Consider the following 16,910-nt stretch of genomic DNA (forward strand, 5'->3'; position numbering starts at 1 on the left):
GCGCCGCGGTGAACCCGTCGGCGTGCCCATCGCCCCGCGCAGGCCGTTCTTAACGCGCGGCTTCGATGCGGGTGATGAAGTACCCGGTGGTTCGCCGCTCCACCCGGAAGCGCACCTTGTCGCCGGGCTGGAAGGGGGCCAGCATGCTGGCGTCGTTCACGCGGAACACCATGGTCATGGGCGGCATGCCCAGGTTCCTGACCTCGCCGTGGCGCAGGGTGACCTTGAGCGTGCGCGGGTCCCAGCGGGTGATTTCGCCTTCGCTCAGTTCACTCTGGTCTGCCGGTGTGCTGCCGGGGTTGCCTTGCGCGCCCTGTGCGGCAGAGGCTGCGCCCGGGTGGTGGCTGTCGTGCGCGTCCGCCGGGGCCAGCGCCCAAGCGGGGCTGAGTGCACCAGCCAGCAGCAGGGCGGCGGTGCCATAGGCGAGTGGTTTCATGACGAGGCCTTCTGGTTATAGCTTTTGAACACACGGGTGCTGCCATTGCGCGCCACCAGCAGCACATCGTAGGGGTCGCGGCGGTTGCCGTACACCGCGCCGTCCATGCCGGGCGAGCCCACGGGCATGCCCGGTACCGTAAGGCCCAGGGCCTGGGGTTTTTGCTGCAGCAGGGCACGCACATCGCTGGCGGGCACATGGCCTTCGATCAGGTAGCCGCCCACCAGCGCGGTGTGGCACGAGCCCAGCTTTTGCGGCAGGCCCAGGCGCGCGCGCACGGCGTTGTTGCCGGTGTCGTGCACGGTGAAGCTGAAGCCGTTGGCCTCCATGTGCGAAATCCAGTCGTGGCAGCAGCCGCAGTTCGGGTCTTTCCAGACCTCGATGGGCGTGCCCGTGGCGGCGCGCACCAGGCGTGGCGCGACAAGGGCCGCGCCCACCAGGGGCAGGGCGGAGAGCAGGTGGCGGCGGCGCAGGCCGCTGTGCGGCGTGGCGGGGGCAGAGAAAGCAGCGGTGTTGTGCATGGTGGATACCTTGACGACGAATGAATGGAGGGTGGAAGAAGTCAGCGGTTGCGGGGCAGCACGGTGATGGTTCCGGTCATGCCGGCCTGGTAGTGGCCGGGGATCAGGCAGGCAAAGTCAAAGCTGCCGGGGCGGTTGAAATGCCACACGATGTCGCCACGCCGGCCTGCGCGCACATGGGCCATGTGGGGCTCGTCGTGTTCCATGCCGGGAAACTTCTGCATCATCTGCGCATGCTGGGCCAGCTCGGCCTGGGTGCCCAGCACGATCTCGTGCAGCACCTTGCCGCGGTTCTCGGCGCGCAGGCGCACGGTGTCGCCCTCGCGCACTTCGATGTGGCTGGGGGTGAAGCGCATGTCGTCGTTCATGCGCAGCGTGATGGTGCGGCGCACGGCCTGGGCATCGCCCGCAATGCCCCAGTCTTTCTGTTCCTTGGCCACGGGGGCGCTGGCGTTGTGGTGGGGCATGTTTTCATGGCCAAAAGAGCTTGTGGTGCTTACCAGTAATGCGCAAGTAGCTATGAATTGAATGATTTTCATGGTTCTTTTCTGGTTTCAGCATGGGTGCCCGTGGGCGGCAGAATGTTTCCCCCGTTATGCCCGCATGGCCGCGCGCGCAGGCGCGACCGGGCAGGCCATGGCAGACGCACTTCGGGCGTCAGAGATCAGGCGATGGGTGGTTTGATGGTGCGCGCTGCCTGCACGCTGGCGAACGGCACGGTGTTCGCAGGCCGCACTGTGCTGCGCAGATGCAGGGGCTGCAGTGGCAACGCAGGCGGCGCCAGCACCGCCGAATGGCAGACGTCGCAGTCAGCGCAGCTGGGGCTGTGCTGGTGCGGGCTGCAGTCGGTGGCGGGGGTGCCGTGGCAGCTGGCCGGGGCGGCGGCCTGGTGGGCATCGCCATGGTCGGCATGCACTGCGTGCCCCGCGTGGTTCCCGGCGGAACCCGCTGGCGTCTGCATTTCTGCGCCCTGCACCGGCAGGGTGGGCATGACCCCGGCGGCCAGGGCGGTGCCCACGAGGCCCCGAAGGACCAGCATGACCACCAAAGCCAGGGACAGGATGCGACGCATGCCTGAATGATAGGCGCCAGCGCCAAAAGGTTCCATGCCGCCCGCCGCTACACCGCCATGTAGCGCCCGGGCCGGTGGTTCATGGCCAGCACCAGGTTCAGGGCCACGGCGCCGGCAATCGACCAGGCCACGCGCACCGGCTCCACCGTCCACAGCGCCAGCAGCACGATGCAGCAGTCCACCGCCATCTGCACCTTGCCCGCGCGCCAGCCGTAGCTGTCTTGCAGGTACAGGGCCGCTATGCCCACGCCGCCCAGGCTGCAGCGGTGGCGGAACAGCACCAGAAAGCCCGTGCCCGTGATCAGGCCACCCGCGATGGCGGCATACAGCGGCTGCAAGTGGGAAAATTGCAAGAACTGCGCCTGCCATTCGGTCAGCACCGACAGCAGCAGCACCGCGGCAAAGGTCTTGAGCGTGAACTCGCGCCCCAGCTTGCGCAGCGCCAGCCAGTAAAACGGCAGGTTGAGCACAAAGAAGATCTTGCCAAAGCCGATGCCCGTGGCGTAGTGCAGCAAGAAGGCCAGCCCCGCCGTGCCCCCCGTCAGCAGCCCGGCGCTGGTGAAAAAGGCCACACCCACCGAGATCAGCAGCACGCCGGTGAAGATCGCCACCGCATCTTCGGTGGCGCTGTGCGGCACGGTGGCTGGCGGTGTGGCGGGGGCGGTGGTCGAGCGGGTCATGGGGCGGCGTGGGCGTGGCGGGAGTGGATTGGACCATGCAGGGGCCATGCCCGGCTTGCTTTGCGTCAAGTTCGGGGGTAAGGGCCTGTTTTGCCGGGCGGTCTGGCCCTTTGCGTCTCCGGGAATGGAGGTCCCTGCCCAAAACTCCGTGGTGCTACTTAATTAATAGCTTCTTGCGCATACGCATCAAGCGCTTGCGTGGTATTTTGTTTCAAATTCCATGGTGGCTGGCCGCTATGATTCGCCCATGCTTTTCCACTTGCCCGGATATTCGCTGCCCGAGCGCCTGTGGCGCACCGCGCGGCGCTGGGCGCTGGCCTGGGGGCGTATCGTGTACCTGGGCGCGGTGGTGCTGGTGCTGGTGCTGTCGCCGTCCAGCTACAGCCCGTCGGCCCGCCGCACGCTGGCGCGCCAGATCTACCTCGACACGGCGCCCATCCTGTTGGGGTTCACGGTGCTGGCGGCGTTGCTGGCCCTGGTCATCACGCGCATCGTGGTGGTGACGGCGCTGAGCTATGGCCTGTCGCGCTACGCGCTCGAAATGGTGATTCGTGTGCTGGTGCTCGAACTCATCCCGCTCACGGCCACGCTGTTCGTGGCCATGCGCTGCACCATCCCCCACGGCACGCAACTGGCGCTGCTGCGCCAGTCGGGCCATTTCGAGGCCCTGCGTGCCCACGGGGGCGACCCGGTACGCATGGAGCTGCTGCCGCGTGTGGTGGCCGGTGTGTTTGCCAGCATCACGCTGGCCGCGCTGTCGTGCGTGGTGGCGCTGGTCATGGCCTACATCAGCGTGTATGGCTTCAACCTGGCCGGCCTGCCCGGCTACACGCGCATGTTCGGCCATGTGTTCTCGCCGGCGGTGACGCTGGTGTTTGTCCTGAAAACGCTGTTTTCCAGCCTGGCCGTGGCCCTGATCCCCACGGCGGCCGGCATGTACGACGCGGGCGAGGGCGCTGCGCCCGACTCCGAGCTGGGTGGCCTCGCGCGCATGTTTGCGGTGCTGCTGCTGATCGAGGTCGGCTCGCTCGTCGGCAACTACTATTGAGATGGATGGCTTTACCGAACCCCTGCAACGCGCCATGACAGAACCTACCCCTTCCTCACCGCAGCCACCGCCGCCGCTGGTGGAAACGCTGCGCCCGGTGGCCCATCTGCAGCTCAAGGCCACGGCGCTGCTGCTGTTCACGCTGGCGCTCATCGTGGGTTCGGGCCTGTACCTGCTGTATGCGCGCGGCGCCTTCGAGCCCACGCAAACGCTGGTGCTCACGGCCGACGACTCCGAAGGCGTGGTGGTGGGCATGGACATGACGTTCTCGGGCTTTCCGATCGGCCGCGTGCGGCGCATCGAACTGTCCGACGACGGCAATGCCCGCATCGTCGTGGACGTGCCGCGCAAGGACGCGCACTGGCTGCGCCAGTCGAGCGTGTTCACCCTGGTGCGCGGCGTGGTGGGGGGCACCAATATCCGCGCCTACAGCGGCATGCTGTCCGACCCGCTGTTGCCCGACGGCGCCGTGCGGTCCGTGCTGCGCGGCGACGCCACGGCCGAAATCCCCCAGCTCATGGCATCGGCGCGCGAGCTGCTGGGCAACCTCAACGCCCTCACGGCCCAGGACGCCGCCCTGGGCAGCAGCCTCGGGCAGGTGCAGGAACTGGCCGCGCGGCTGAACGGGCCGGGCGGCGCTTTGGGCGTGCTCATGGGCAACGAGGCCGATGCCGGCAAAGTGGTGGCCACGCTGGAGCGCACCAACGCCTTGCTGGCCCGCCTGGACGGCATGGTGGCGCGCGCCGACCGACAGGTCTTTGGCCAGGGCGGCAAGGATGCCCTGGTGCCCGAGGTCCGCGCCACCGTGGTGCAGCTCAACGGCCTGCTGGCCGAAACCCGGGCCAGCCTACGCAAGGTGGATGCGGTGCTGGTCGAGGCGCAGGCCATTGGCGCCAACGCCCGCGAGGCCACCACCGACCTGGGCGCCCTGCGCGCCGAGGTGGAAAGCAATCTGCGCAAGGTGGAAAGCCTGGTCAACGAAATCAACCGCAAATGGCCCTTTGCGCGCAACACGGAGCTGCAACTGCCATGACCATCGCCCCTGCACCGATGAAGGCACTGACCCGCTGGGGCGTGCTGTGCGCGGTTGGGCTGCTGGCGGCCTGTGCCAGCGGCCCGCCCACCCCCGAATGGCAGATGGACGCCCATGGCGCATCGCAAAAGGCCCAGAGCGCCTACCTTGCCGGCGACAACCGGGTGGAACAACTCGAATGGACCCGGGCCCGCGAAGCCCTGGCCCGTACCGGCCGCCTGGATCTGCTGGCCCGGCTGGAGCTGCTGCGCTGCGCCGGGCGCGTGGCCAGCCTGGTGTTCGAGCCCTGCGCCGCGTTTGAAGCACTGCGGCGCGATGCCCCCGCCAGCGAAAAGGCCTACGCAGATTACCTGGCCGGCCAGCTCGCCGCACAGAACGCAGCGCAACTGCCCCCCGCCCAGCGCAGCATGGCCCAGGCGGGGCCGGCACAAGCCGGGGCCGGGCTCTCCGGCATCCACGATCCCTTGTCGCGCCTGGTGGCCGCGGGCGTGCTGCTGAAAACCGGCCGCGCCACACCGGCCACCCTGTCGGTGGCGGTGGAAACCGCATCGGCACAGGGCTGGCGCCGACCCTTGCTGGCCTGGCTGATGGTGCAGGCCGAGCGCGCCCAGGCCGCAGGCGATACCGGGGCCGCTGCCGCCCTGCAGCGGCGCATCGCCATCGTGGAGCGCGGCGGCAAGCCTGATTGAGGGGAGAGCCGAGGAGGCAGGGCGGGCGCACAGTCGCCACCGGCGTGCGCATGGGCATCCTCAAGAAGGCATCTCCATCCGATACCGTGGTATACATGGGGTTACTGATTTTTCAATCTCGGGGCCGAGAAAGCCGGGGTTTCATGCGCCTCGCAGTGCGATCGCAGCCACGAAAAATCAGTCATATCGCCTAACCGCTTGATTCTGTTCAGCTTTTCACAGAACAGTCGTATTGATATCGTTACACTCCGTATCAATGTGACCGGTGTTCGGACAAATTCGGAAGCGGCGCGTTTTGGTTTTATCTCCTTTGTCCCACCGCATGAAACACGTTCACATCGTCCTGCCCCTCGCCAGTCTGCTGCTGTGGCTTGCCTCGGCCGCTCAGGCCCAGGGGCTGGGTGTGGCCAGTATTGGCGCCACGGGGGGGCTGCATATCCCCTCGGCCTATGTGCTCGGCACTGGCGAGATGGCGGCCAGCCTGGGTAGCGAACAAGACCCCAAGCTCGGCACTTTCAGCCGCCGGCGCAACTACACGCTGGGCTTTGGCCTGGGGGGCGGCGTCGAACTGTTCGGCCGACTGGCCGAATACCAGAACCCGCGCCCCACGGCGCCCGGCCTGCCAGACATTAACGGACCACGCGACCTGTCCGCCAACGTCAAATGGCAGTTGCCCACCGAAGGGCTTGGCCTGCCCCTGCCCAGGCTGGCCGTCGGTCTGACCGACGTTCAAGGAGGTGCATCCTTTTTCCGGTCCGCCTATGCAGTGGCCAGCGACGACTGGGGCCCCCTGCGCTGGTCGCTGGGCTATGCACACAGCAAAGCCCGTGGCCAGGCCCGCGTGCTCGACGGCCTGTTTGGCGGCGCTGAAATGCGCCTGTGGGACACGCGCGCCACCGCACTGCTGGAGACCGATGGCACGCGCCGCCACGCCGGCCTGCGCTACTACAGTGAGCCTCTGCCCTGGCTGGGCGACGCGCAGCTGATCGGTTCCGTGCAGCGCTCTTTCGGCGCCACCGGCACGCTGGGCCGCCCGGCCGACGCCAACAGCTTCAACCTCACCCTGGTGCTGCCGCTGGAAACCGACGACGCCACGCGCGATCGCCGCGCGCTCGCGGCGGCCAAGGCACAGGCAGCCTTGCCCCCTCTGGCGCCTGTCGCGGGGGCGGTGGCTGCCGCGCCTTTGACCGACCCGCTGCCCGCGCTCCAGGCCTCGCTGCGATCGGCCGGTCTGGATCGCGTGCGCGTGGGCACCCTGGGCGACAACCTGGTGGTCGAATATGAGAACCACCGCTACCTGCAAAACGAGGTCGATGCCCTGGGGGTCGTGCTCGGTCTCGCCGCCGAGCAAGCCCCGTCCGGGGTGCACCGTGTCCACGCGATCACGCTCAAGGCCGGCCAGGTCGTGTTCGAAACCTCGGTCAACCTGGCTGCCTTCCGGATCTACCTGCGCGAGGGCGATGCCGCCGCCGTTCAGGCCAGCATGGGCTTTGGCCGCCTGCCGGGTTACGAATCCGAGTCTGTGCAGTGGCTGCAGGCAAAGGCGTCTTCCGCCACCCGCGTGCGCGTGGCCTTCTCGCCGCTCCTGAACCACGCCACCGCCACCGAATTCGGCCTGTTCGACTACTCGCTGGCCGTGCAGGCCCGCACCAGCGCCAACCTGTGGCGCGGTGGCGTGCTGTATGCCGACCTCGTGCAGCGCGTCGCCAACAGCGACAACATGGAGCCAGGCCGCATCTATGCCGGTTCGCGCCACCGCAACGGCCTGCAGACCCTGGCGCTGCAGCAGTCATTCTGGCTGGGTGAGCGCGTCTTTGCCAGCGTGGGCGCCGGCCGCTACCAGCATGACCGGATCGGCGCCGAGGGCGAGGCCATCTTCTTCGTCCCCGGTCGGGACGACACGGCCCACCTGCGCGCGAGCGTCAACCGGCGCACGGCAGACGCCGCCCTCCACACCACCCTGCCGCGCACCGTCGATGCCGTCTCGGCCCTCTACCGCTGGCGCCTGTCCTCCACCACCTGGGCCGAGGGGGGCGTGCACCGCTACACCGATGGTTCGAGCGGGCCTGCGCTCGGCTTCACACGCTGGTTTGGTGATGTCGCCCTGCAGCTCTATGCCCGCCGTGGCGGGAGCAACACCTTTGTCGGTCTGGAGCTGAGCCTGCCCATCACCCCGCGCCAGGGCATGGGTGCCGCGCCCGTTCAGTTCACCGGCAGCCCGCGTTTTGTCCCCGGCATTCGTACGCTGATGACCAGTGACAGAAACAGTGGCAATTTCGTCAAGCCCGACGCCGTGCGCCCCGTCGACCTGGCCTACGAGCCCGAGGTCGAAATGCTCAACTCGGGCCGCGTGACACCTGATTACATGCGCTCGCAACTGCCCCGGTTGCGCGAATCGTTTTATCTGCATGCGCTGCCGCTGATGCCGTAGCGAGTGCTGGATTGGCAACCTCCCTCAGGGCCAACGGATCGACGCAGAGGAGCCTGAGGCGCGTTGCTGATCAATAAAGAGTTTGACGCTGGCCCGAAGAGAAGGCGGAGGCGTCTTTCACCAAGTTCCTCGATGGGACGTTTTTCAATTCAACTAAAGGGGTAAGAATGATGAAACTGAAGAAAATGGCCATGGCCGGCCTGGTTGTCTCTGGCGGCATTCTGCTTTCCGCTTGCGGTGGCGGCGGCAGCTCGTCACCTGCGATGGTGGCACAGACGAACACCACCGCAACGATCGACAAGACCTCCGGGGCCGCGATCGTTCCTGCCGTGATCGACAAGCCCATTACCTTCTCCTCCGGCGTGCCCCTGCTGGGCACCAGCAGCAGCACCACCGTGACGATCGGCGGCACTGGTGCCGCGCCCACCTTCAACATCGGGTCGGCGGGTGCCACCGCGACCGGTGACATGACCTTTGGCTCCTGCATCTTCACCGTGAAGACCTCGACCTTCCTGGCAGGCCATGCACTGTCGGTCGGCAAAGTCATCACCATCAACCCCTGCTCCCTGACCGTGGGCACCAGCGGCACACCGGTTGGAACCTCGGCCAACCTGCCCGTGACCCTGGTGCTGGGAACCACCAGCTCGGCTGCGTTGACACTGCCCGCCCTCATCGGCTCCGACGGTTCCGTGGCGGTGAACGGTGCCACGGTGGGCACAACCCCGGTGGTTTCCGCCACCGGTGCGGGCGGTTAATTCGCCACCTGTCAGTCGCCTCCTGAAGCGGCTGGCGCCTTGCCCCGGGGCGGGTCTGCCGCCCGTACCGGGTTTTTCGGCCGTGGCATGCGCCTTTGCGGAATGGTCCCTTGCCGTTCAGGCTGCGCTTGCCGAAGAACCCTTCGACCAGCGCAGGGCGCACGCTTCCAGCCGCATGGGGCCGAATCCATAGGCGGGCCGTCGGCGCAAATGCCGCGTCTCAGTCGAACAGCCCGGTCGGCAGCAACTGGTCCAGTTGGTCGGGCAAACGCGTCATGGAATCGGCGGACTGCACCGCAACATCGGGCAGCAAGCCCAGCACCGCGGCCAAAACCGACAGAACCACCGTGGCGGCGAATGCCGCGATGGCACGGGTACCGGATGGAGTGGGGTGGTGGTTCATGGCGGTAATCCTCCGCAAGGGAAAACGATCGGAAGGTCTCAACAACCTCCAGCGAGCCTCGATGGCTTGCTGGTGAGATTTCAGCAAACCGTACCGGTTCCGTCTGTAAGACAACAGCGAAACCTGCAACGCTTGATGTGAGGTTGTTTTGTTACATGTTTGGCGCATCCCGCAGAGGTCTGAATCGCAGGCCTTGCCCTGCAAGATGGGCATTGGCAGCGCGTGCAGTCCGTGCGAAGGGCACTACGGGCACCGATGCAGCAAGGCACGCCCCCGCATGGAAAGCATGGATGGGGGCCGTGGAGGTTGTAACCAATAGAACGAGTTGACACATTTCGAGCGCATAATGGCTGGATATCCATGCAGCGTGGTGTGAGCGCGTGTGTTGACAGAAGCATCGCGCTTCACGTTTTCCCTCTCCACTGCCGCGCTGACCCATCTGGCGTACCCGTTCAGCGGGCACCAATCCCCCCATTGCTGGTTTATTGAATGCTCTTTGCGTGCAGCCGTTGCCAATGCGGCGCAGCATCTTTAACGCTTATGTTCCTGAACTCGCTCTTCCTTGCCAGGCACACATTGCAGCGCGGCGCTCTGGCCGTTGTTGCGGCCGCCACGTTGGGCGGCTGTGCCTATGCGCCCGGTCTCTCCATGGGCCAGGGCCTGCAGGGTGCCAAGCCGTCGGCCAATCCCTATTCCATCAGCACCCTGCGTGCGGCACCGTCCTCTGATGCATCTGGCCCGGTTGGCCAGGCGCCGCCTGCCGGCGCACTTGTCAGCATCACCCCCGAACTCATCCGCCAGCAGCGCGCCGGGCAAAAAACCGAGGTGGACGACGATGTGAGGCGCCTTTTTGGCGAAGCCAGGCCCTATACCATCGGCCCCGCCGATGTGGTCAATATCGTGGTCTGGAATCACCCCGAACTGGTGCTGGCCCCCGCAGGCGCAACGCTGACCACGGACGCCGCAGGCCTGGCCGTTGTGGGCAACGGCTACAACGTCAGCCCCGATGGGCTCATCCAGTTTCCGCTGCTCGGCACCGTCAAGATCGCCGGCCTTACCGAAAACCAGGCCCGCACTCTGCTCACCCAGCGCCTGGCCAAGTTCCTGCAAGACCCGCAGGTCACGCTGCGCGTTCAGGCCTACCGGGCCGGGCGGGTCTATGTGGATGGTGAAGTGCGCATTCCAGGCCTGCTGGCCATCAACGACATTCCCATGACCTTGCCCGAGGCTATCAGCCGCGCTGGCGGGCTCACCCCTGTGGCCGACCGGGCCACCATCGCCATTACCCGCAACGGCGCCACCACCGAAGTCAACATGCCGCAACTCACGGCCATGGGTGTGAATCCGTCGCGTATTTTGTTGTCCGCTGGCGACCTGGTGCGCGTGGGCAATCGCGACGACGCCAAGGTGTACGTCATGGGCGAAGTCACCCGGCCCGCCGCCTTGCCCTTGCGCAATGGCCGCCTCACGCTCAACGAGGCGCTGGGCGAGTCCGGCGGCGTCAACGCCACCTCGGGCGATCCGCGCCAGATTTTTGTCGTGCGCAGCCGCAGCGGCATTCAGGGCGCGGCGGCAGCCGGTGCCGGTGCCGCATCTGCTGGGCCCGAGATTTACCACCTCGATGCCCAATCTCCCCTGGCCTACGCTTTGGCCGAGGGCTTTGCGCTCCAGGCCCGCGACGTGGTGTATGTCGATCCCGTGCCGCTGGTGCGCTGGAACCGCGTGATCAGCCTCGTGCTGCCCAGCGCCCAGGCCGTCAACGTCACGCGTGACGCCGCCAAGTGAGCCAGGGCCGGGAATGAACAACATCCTCACGGTGTGCGTGGGCAACATCTGCCGCAGCCCGGTGGCCGAAGCCCTGCTCAAAGACCAGCTGCCCGGCCGCAAGGTCTGGTCCGCCGGCTTGCAAGCGGTGGTGGGCCACCCCGCAGAGTCCATGGCCTGCGAGATTGCCGCGCAGCAGGGCCTCGATCTGTCGGCCCACCGTGCCCAGCAGCTGGCCGGCTGGATGTGCGCCCATGCCGACCTGGTGCTGGTCATGGAGGCGGCTCACCAGCAAGAGCTCGAAAAACTCTACCCCACGGCACGCGGAAAAATCCGCCGCCTTGGCGAGTTTGGCCCCCAGGGCGCCTTTGACATTGCCGACCCTTACCGCGAGCCACGTGCCGCCTTTGAAGCTGCCCACGCCGCCATCGCCCTGGGTGTGGGCGAATGGGTGCGCCGCATCCAACTCGTTTCGTGATTGCCTGACCGTATGAACTCCCCCCAATTACCCGTGTCCACCATGCCCCCGGCCGAGCTGCAGGACGACGACGAAATCGACCTGCTGGGCCTGCTCGACGTGCTGCTGGAGGCGCGTTGGCTTGTTGCCGGCGTGGCCGCACTGGTGCTGCTGCTCGGTGGCGCCTATGCGTTTCTCACCAGCCCCACCTACGAGGCCAACTCGCTGATCCAGGTGGAAGACAGCAAGCCCGGCGCCGCTGGCGCCCTGGGCGAGGCGGCAAGCCTGTTCGACATCAAGTCGCCAGCCACCGCCGAGATTGAAATCCTGCGCTCGCGCCTGGTGGTCGGCAAGTCGGTCGATGACCTGCAGCTCTATGTGACGGCAAGCCCCCGATACCTGCCACTGGTGGGCGGCTGGCTGGCGCGCCGCGCCACCACGCTGTCCAACCCCGGTTTTTGGGGCATGGGGGGCTATGTCTCGGGCACCGAATCCATCCGCCTGGGGCTGCTGGAAGTGCCCGCCGAACTGCAAGGTGAGCCGCTGCTGCTGGTGGCCACCGACGGCGGCTTTGAGCTGCGCGACCCCGACGACCAGGTCCTGGTCAAAGGCCAGACCGGTGTGGCCGCGGAGTTTGGCAGCGACGACGCCAAGGGGCGAATCCTGGTGAGGGAGCTCCAGGCCAAACCGGGCGCGCATTTCACGGTGCGGCGCGATTCACGCCTGGGCGTGATCGAGCAGTTGCAAAAAGACCTGGCCATTGCCGAGCAGGGCAAGCAATCCGGCGTGATTGCCGTAACGCTGCAGGGCAACGACCCCGAAAAAATCGCCCGCACCCTCAACGCCGTGGGCACCAACTATGTGCGCCAGAACACCGAGCGCAAGTCGGCCGAGGCCGAGAAGTCGCTCGACTTTCTGGGCGGCTTCCTGCCCCAGCTGAAAAAGCAGCTCGAAGAATCGGAGGAGAAGTACAACAACTTCCGCAACCGCAACGGCACCTTTGACCTGGGCGTTGAAGGCAAGAACTACCTCGACATGGCCGTCAAGTTGCAGGCCAGCCTGCTGGAGCTGCAGCAAAAGCGCCGCGAACTCAGCGCGCAATTCACCCCGGCCCACCACGTCATCCAGACACTGGATGCCCAGATTGCCGCCGTCAGCAAAGAAATCGCCGTACTCACCAGCAAAGTCAAAACCCTGCCCAGCACCGAGCAAGACCTGCTGCGCCTGACGCGCGACGTCAAGGTCAATGGCGAGCTGTACCTCAACCTGCTCAACAGCGCCCAGCAGCTGCGCCTGGTCAAGGAAGGCAAGATAGGCAACGTGTGCGTGGTCGATGCCCCCGTGGTGCCTGAAAAGCCCATCAAGCCCAAGCGCGCGCAGATACTGGCCATCAGCCTGGTGCTGGGCCTGCTGCTGGGCATGGGCCTGGCTTTCCTGCGCAACAGCCTGCGCCCCGGCATCCGGGATGCCGCCGACATCGAGTCGGCCACCGGCCTGCACGTTTTTGCCACGGTGCCGCAATCGCTGGAGCAGGTCCAACTGGCCAAGCTCATCAAGAGCCATGCACCAGGCAACCACCTGCTCGCCGTGGTGCATCCCGAAGACCCTGCCATTGAAAGCCTGCGCAGCCTGCGCACCGCGCTGCAATTTGCCATGCTCGATGCGCGCAACAACGTGGTGTTGTTCAGCGGCCCGACTCCGGGTATTGGCAAGTCTTTTGCCAGCTCCAACTTCGCGGCCGTGCTGGCCGCGGGTGGCAAGCGCGTGCTGCTGATTGACGCCGACATGCGCAAAGGCCACATCCACCAGTTCTTTGGACTGCAGCGCGGCCACGGCTTGAGCGAGCTGATTGCCGGCACCCGCACCCTGGGTGATGTGGTGCACCGCAATGTGGCACCCCACCTCGACTTCGTCACCACCGGCATGCTGCCGCCCAACGCCGGCGAGCTGCTGCTGTCGCACTCCATGGTGCAGCTGTTGCAAACCGCGTCCGCCCAATACGACCTGGTCCTGATCGACACCCCGCCCGTGCTGGCGGTGTCGGACACCCAGGTGCTGGCACCCCACGCCGGCACGGTGTTCCTGCTGGCGCGGGCCGAGGTGACGGCGCTGGGCGAGCTGCTGGAGAGCACCAGGCGCCTGGGCCAGGCCGGCGTGCCGGTCAAGGGCGTGGTGTTCAATGGCCTGGACACCAGCCGCCAGCGCTATGGCGGCTATGGCTACAAATACAGCCGCTACCGGTACACCAATTACCAGTACGGCAACACCAGTGGGCGGGAATGAAACATGCAGGCCACCCCTCCAGCAGCCGTGCCGCAACATGTCGCAATCATCATGGATGGCAACCGCCGCTGGGCTGCCAAGCGCAGCCTGCCGCGCGCTCTGGGCCATGCCAACGGCGCGCGGCGCGTGCGCCAGATCGTCGAGGCCTGCTCTGCGCGTGGCGTGAGCCACCTCACGCTGTTTGCCTTCAGCACCGAAAACTGGCAGCGCCCGGCCGAGGAAGTCACCAGCCTCATGGGCTTGCTGGTGCACTACCTGCAAAAAGAAATCAGCGACATGCACCGCACCGGCGTGCGCCTGAAGATCGTGGGCGACCTGAGCCGGTTTGATCAGCGCCTGCAAAACCTGATGGCCAGCGGACAGGCCCTGACCGCCCACAACACCAAGATCACCCTGACCATTGCCGCCAACTACGGCGGGCGCTGGGACATGGTGCAGGCCGTGCGGGCCTGGCAGGCTGACAACCCCGCCTTGAGCATGACCGACATGGACGAAGCCGCGCTGCGCCCATACATGAGCATGGCTTACGCGCCCGACCCCGACCTCTTGATTCGCACGGGTGGCGAGTCGCGCATCAGCAACTTCCTGCTGTGGCAAATGGCCTACACCGAACTGTTTTTTACCGACACGCTGTGGCCCGACTTCTCGGCGCCCCTGCTTGACGAAGCGCTGCAGTGGTACAGCGCACGCGATCGTCGCTTTGGCGTTTCCAGCGCGCTGGCGGCCAGTTAACTTTCTTCAGAACAGGCTCGACCATGCTTGATATTTTGGGCTTCATTCCACTGCCTGCCCTGGTTGCAGGATGCGTAGCGTTGCTGGTAGCACTGTTGCTGGTGGTCACGCAGGGCTGGCATGGCCGTCACACCATGGATTCGGACGAGGGGATTCAAAAGTTCCATACCGAACCTACGCCCCGCGTGGGCGGCATTGCCATTGCAGCAGGCGTTCTTGCTGGCTACCTGTTGGCAAATTCCGAAAGGCAATCCCTGCTGGGGCCGCTGATACTGGCGGGCATTCCTGCCTTTGCCTTTGGCCTGCTGGAAGACATCACCAAAAACGTCAGCGTGCGCACCCGGTTGCTGGCCACCATGGGGAGCGGTTTTCTGGGTTGGGCCATTACCGACTACTCGATTACCGACGCCAACGTATGGGGCCTGGACTGGTTGCTGAGTTTTTCGCTGGTCTCTATTGTCTTTACCGCGTTTGCCGTAGGCGGCATTGCCAATGCCATCAACATCATCGACGGATTCAATGGCCTGTCTGCCGGAACCGTTCTCATTATTCTGGCTGCGTTTGGTGCCATGACCACTGCCTTGGGTGACCCCGATTTGGCCCAGGTGTGCCTGGTGCTGGCCGGTGCCGTGGCTGGTTTTTTGCTGGTCAACTGGCCGCTGGGCAAGATATTTTTGGGCGATGGTGGCGCTTATTTTCTCGGGTTTTCCCTGGCGTGGCTGGCCGTGCTGGTGCTGCACCGCCATGCGGAGGTGTCTGCCTGGGCACCCATGCTGGTGTGCGGCTTTCCGGTGCTGGAGGTGCTGTTCAGTATCGCGCGTCGCCACCGCCGCAACCTGAGCCCCGGCGACCCAGACCGCCTGCACCTGCACAGCCTCGTCAAACGCCGCCTGGTGCGCCGCCTGTTGCCCAAGGCCAGCAACCTGGCTCGCAACTCTGCCACTGGCGCCATCATGTGGAGCGCCGCGCTCATTCCGGCCCTCATCGCTGTGCAGTGGCCCGCCAAGACGTACATGCTGGTATTGGGCTTTGTGGTTTGTGCCTTGCTGTACTCCGCCGTTTATGCACGGCTCACGCAGTTCAGGTGGTGCTTCAGCGCAGCCACCAAACGCACCGTAATACCCGTAAAACAGTGGGCGCTTGAAAAAGAAAAATCATGAGCATTCAAGCCATTACCCCCGTTATTCTGTGCGGCGGCTCGGGCACCCGTTTATGGCCGCTGTCGCGCAAGAGCTTTCCCAAGCAGTTCGTGCCCTTGATCGACGGCAAAAGCCTGTTGCAGTTGACTTTGGAGCGTGTGGCACACATCAGCCCCGAAGCGCGCACCAACACTCTGTGCGTGGCGGCTGAAGATCATCGTTTTCTCGTGGCCGAGGCCATGCACGCGGCCAGCGTTGGCACGTCCGTTATTTTGGAGCCGTGCGCCAGAAACACCGCTGCCGCCATGGCGCTCGCTGCCCTGCAGGCCCAGCCACAAGACCTGTTGCTGTTTTGCCCCGCAGACCACCACATCCCGGATGCGGCTGCGTTCACGGCCATGGTGCAGCAAGGCTGCGCTGCGGCCACTGCGGGCGCCATCGTTACCTTTGGCGTGGTGCCCAGCTTTCCCAGCACGGCCTATGGCTACATCCAGCGCGGCGCTCTCAACGCGGAAGGCCATAGCAGCCAGGTGGCCCGTTTCATTGAAAAACCCACGGCCGACAAAGCCCAGCAGTTGCTGCTGCAGGGTGATGTGCTGTGGAACGCCGGCATCTTTCTGGTTCAGGCCCAGGTACTGATCAAGGCCTTGCATGCCCACGCGCCTGACATTTTGCAAAGCTGCCGGGAAGCCATGGTGGGCGCCAGCCAGGACCAATCTTTTATTCGCCCCGAGGCCGCAGCCTTTACCACCTGCCGCGCCGAGAGCATTGATTACGCCGTGCTCGAACAGCACGCCAATGTGGCGGTCGTGCCGTTTTCGGGCGCCTGGAGCGACGTCGGCAGCTGGAACGCGGTGGCTAATCTGACCCCGCCAGATAATGAAGGCAACCGCATCGACGGTCAGGGCTTGGCCCTGCAGGCGTCCAACACCTACATCCATGCACCGCACCGCCCCGTGGTGGCCCTGGGCACGCAAGACCTGCTGATCATTGACACGCCCGACGCGCTGCTGGTGGCCACCAGCAGCCATGCCGAACAGGTCAAGCAAGTGGTGGCGCGGCTCGAATCCCAGCAAACCCCGCAGGCCGCGCAGCATCGCAAAGTAGCCCGCCCATGGGGCTGGTATGACAGTGTGGACGCGGGCGAGCGCTACCAGGTCAAGCGCATCACCGTGCGCCCCGGCGCCAAGCTCAGTCTGCAGATGCATCACCACCGCGCTGAGCACTGGATCGTCGTCAAAGGCACGGCCCTCGTGACCCGGGGTGATGAAGAAATTTTGCTCACCGAAAACCAGAGCACCTACATCCCCCTGGGCGTCAAGCACCGCCTTGAAAACCCTGGAAAAACCGAACTTGAACTCATTGAAGTGCAATCGGGCGGCTATTTGGGCGAAGACGACATTGTGCGGTTTGAAGATACCTATGGCCGTGTGGTCGTTCAGATCATTGAAGCCTGAAACATGAACA

At 65.5% G+C, this 16,910-nt stretch carries 17 protein-coding genes; 11 read left to right on the forward strand and 6 right to left on the reverse strand.

The window, feature by feature from the left end; translation table 11 throughout:
• Positions 1-49: 49 nt before the first annotated feature.
• From BLW02_RS00830 to BLW02_RS00850, 5 genes are all read right to left on the reverse strand, one after another.
• On the reverse strand, positions 50-436 hold the full coding sequence (locus BLW02_RS00830; RefSeq protein ID WP_092696579.1) for a copper-binding protein: 387 nt from the start codon (positions 434-436) through the stop codon (positions 50-52).
• Entirely contained in the window at positions 433-957 is a 525-nt protein-coding gene (locus BLW02_RS00835; protein WP_092696580.1) for a DUF411 domain-containing protein, read from the reverse strand. Before BLW02_RS00835 ends, BLW02_RS00830 begins: the two co-directional genes overlap by 4 nt.
• Positions 958-998: 41 nt before the next feature.
• A complete protein-coding gene (locus BLW02_RS00840; RefSeq protein ID WP_092696581.1) occupies positions 999-1,496 on the reverse strand; it encodes a cupredoxin domain-containing protein in 498 nt (165 codons plus the stop codon).
• 125 nt (positions 1,497-1,621) lie between these two features.
• Positions 1,622-2,029, reverse strand: a complete 408-nt coding sequence (locus BLW02_RS00845) for a hypothetical protein (protein WP_092696582.1) — start codon at positions 2,027-2,029, stop codon at positions 1,622-1,624.
• Positions 2,030-2,076: 47 nt separating this feature from the next.
• Positions 2,077-2,709 carry a YitT family protein gene (locus BLW02_RS00850; protein WP_092696583.1) on the reverse strand — a complete coding sequence of 211 codons (633 nt, stop codon included), beginning with the start codon at positions 2,707-2,709 and terminating at the stop codon, positions 2,077-2,079.
• 247 nt (positions 2,710-2,956) lie between these two features.
• Here BLW02_RS00850 and BLW02_RS00855 point away from each other — a divergent pair, with 247 nt between their 5' ends.
• From BLW02_RS00855 to BLW02_RS00875, 5 genes are all read left to right on the forward strand, one after another.
• Positions 2,957-3,757, forward strand: a complete 801-nt coding sequence (locus BLW02_RS00855) for an MlaE family ABC transporter permease (RefSeq protein ID WP_092696734.1) — start codon at positions 2,957-2,959, stop codon at positions 3,755-3,757.
• 34 nt (positions 3,758-3,791) lie between these two features.
• Positions 3,792-4,790 carry an MlaD family protein gene (locus BLW02_RS00860; RefSeq protein WP_092696735.1) on the forward strand — a complete coding sequence of 333 codons (999 nt, stop codon included), beginning with the start codon at positions 3,792-3,794 and terminating at the stop codon, positions 4,788-4,790.
• A complete protein-coding gene (locus tag BLW02_RS00865; protein ID WP_244273585.1) occupies positions 4,787-5,479 on the forward strand; it encodes a hypothetical protein in 693 nt (230 codons plus the stop codon). Before BLW02_RS00860 ends, BLW02_RS00865 begins: the two co-directional genes overlap by 4 nt.
• 322 nt (positions 5,480-5,801) lie before the next feature.
• A complete protein-coding gene (locus BLW02_RS00870) occupies positions 5,802-7,910 on the forward strand; it encodes a YjbH domain-containing protein (protein ID WP_092696584.1) in 2,109 nt (702 codons plus the stop codon).
• A 170-nt stretch (positions 7,911-8,080) separates the two neighbouring features.
• Positions 8,081-8,665, forward strand: a complete 585-nt coding sequence (locus BLW02_RS00875; RefSeq protein WP_139285312.1) for a hypothetical protein — start codon at positions 8,081-8,083, stop codon at positions 8,663-8,665.
• 220 nt (positions 8,666-8,885) lie between these two features.
• Here the strand turns inward: BLW02_RS00875 and BLW02_RS00880 are convergent, their stop codons facing one another.
• Positions 8,886-9,068, reverse strand: a complete 183-nt coding sequence (locus BLW02_RS00880; protein ID WP_092696586.1) for a hypothetical protein — start codon at positions 9,066-9,068, stop codon at positions 8,886-8,888.
• Between the two features lie 540 nt (positions 9,069-9,608).
• Between BLW02_RS00880 and BLW02_RS00885 the strand changes: the two genes are divergently transcribed.
• From BLW02_RS00885 to BLW02_RS00910, 6 genes are read left to right on the forward strand one after another with little or no spacing between them, the layout of a single operon-like run.
• Positions 9,609-10,853, forward strand: coding sequence for a polysaccharide biosynthesis/export family protein (locus tag BLW02_RS00885; protein ID WP_092696587.1), 1,245 nt, complete (start codon positions 9,609-9,611; stop codon positions 10,851-10,853).
• A 13-nt stretch (positions 10,854-10,866) separates the two neighbouring features.
• Complete coding sequence (locus BLW02_RS00890; RefSeq protein ID WP_092696588.1) at positions 10,867-11,310, forward strand: low molecular weight protein-tyrosine-phosphatase; 444 nt, start codon at positions 10,867-10,869, stop codon at positions 11,308-11,310.
• Positions 11,311-11,352: 42 nt separating this feature from the next.
• Positions 11,353-13,572, forward strand: coding sequence for a polysaccharide biosynthesis tyrosine autokinase (locus BLW02_RS00895; RefSeq protein ID WP_244273591.1), 2,220 nt, complete (start codon positions 11,353-11,355; stop codon positions 13,570-13,572).
• Between the two features lie 3 nt (positions 13,573-13,575).
• Complete coding sequence (gene uppS, locus BLW02_RS00900) at positions 13,576-14,304, forward strand: polyprenyl diphosphate synthase (protein ID WP_092696590.1); 729 nt, start codon at positions 13,576-13,578, stop codon at positions 14,302-14,304.
• Between the two features lie 23 nt (positions 14,305-14,327).
• Entirely contained in the window at positions 14,328-15,464 is a 1,137-nt protein-coding gene (locus BLW02_RS00905; RefSeq protein WP_092696591.1) for an MraY family glycosyltransferase, read from the forward strand.
• Positions 15,461-16,900, forward strand: a complete 1,440-nt coding sequence (locus tag BLW02_RS00910) for a mannose-1-phosphate guanylyltransferase/mannose-6-phosphate isomerase (protein WP_092696592.1) — start codon at positions 15,461-15,463, stop codon at positions 16,898-16,900. The genes BLW02_RS00905 and BLW02_RS00910 overlap by 4 nt, the downstream gene beginning before the upstream one ends.
• The last annotated feature ends 10 nt before the right edge of the window (positions 16,901-16,910 follow it).

It is taken from the genome of Acidovorax soli (genome assembly GCF_900107605.1).
Classification (GTDB): Bacteria; Pseudomonadota; Gammaproteobacteria; order Burkholderiales; family Burkholderiaceae_C; genus Acidovorax; species Acidovorax soli.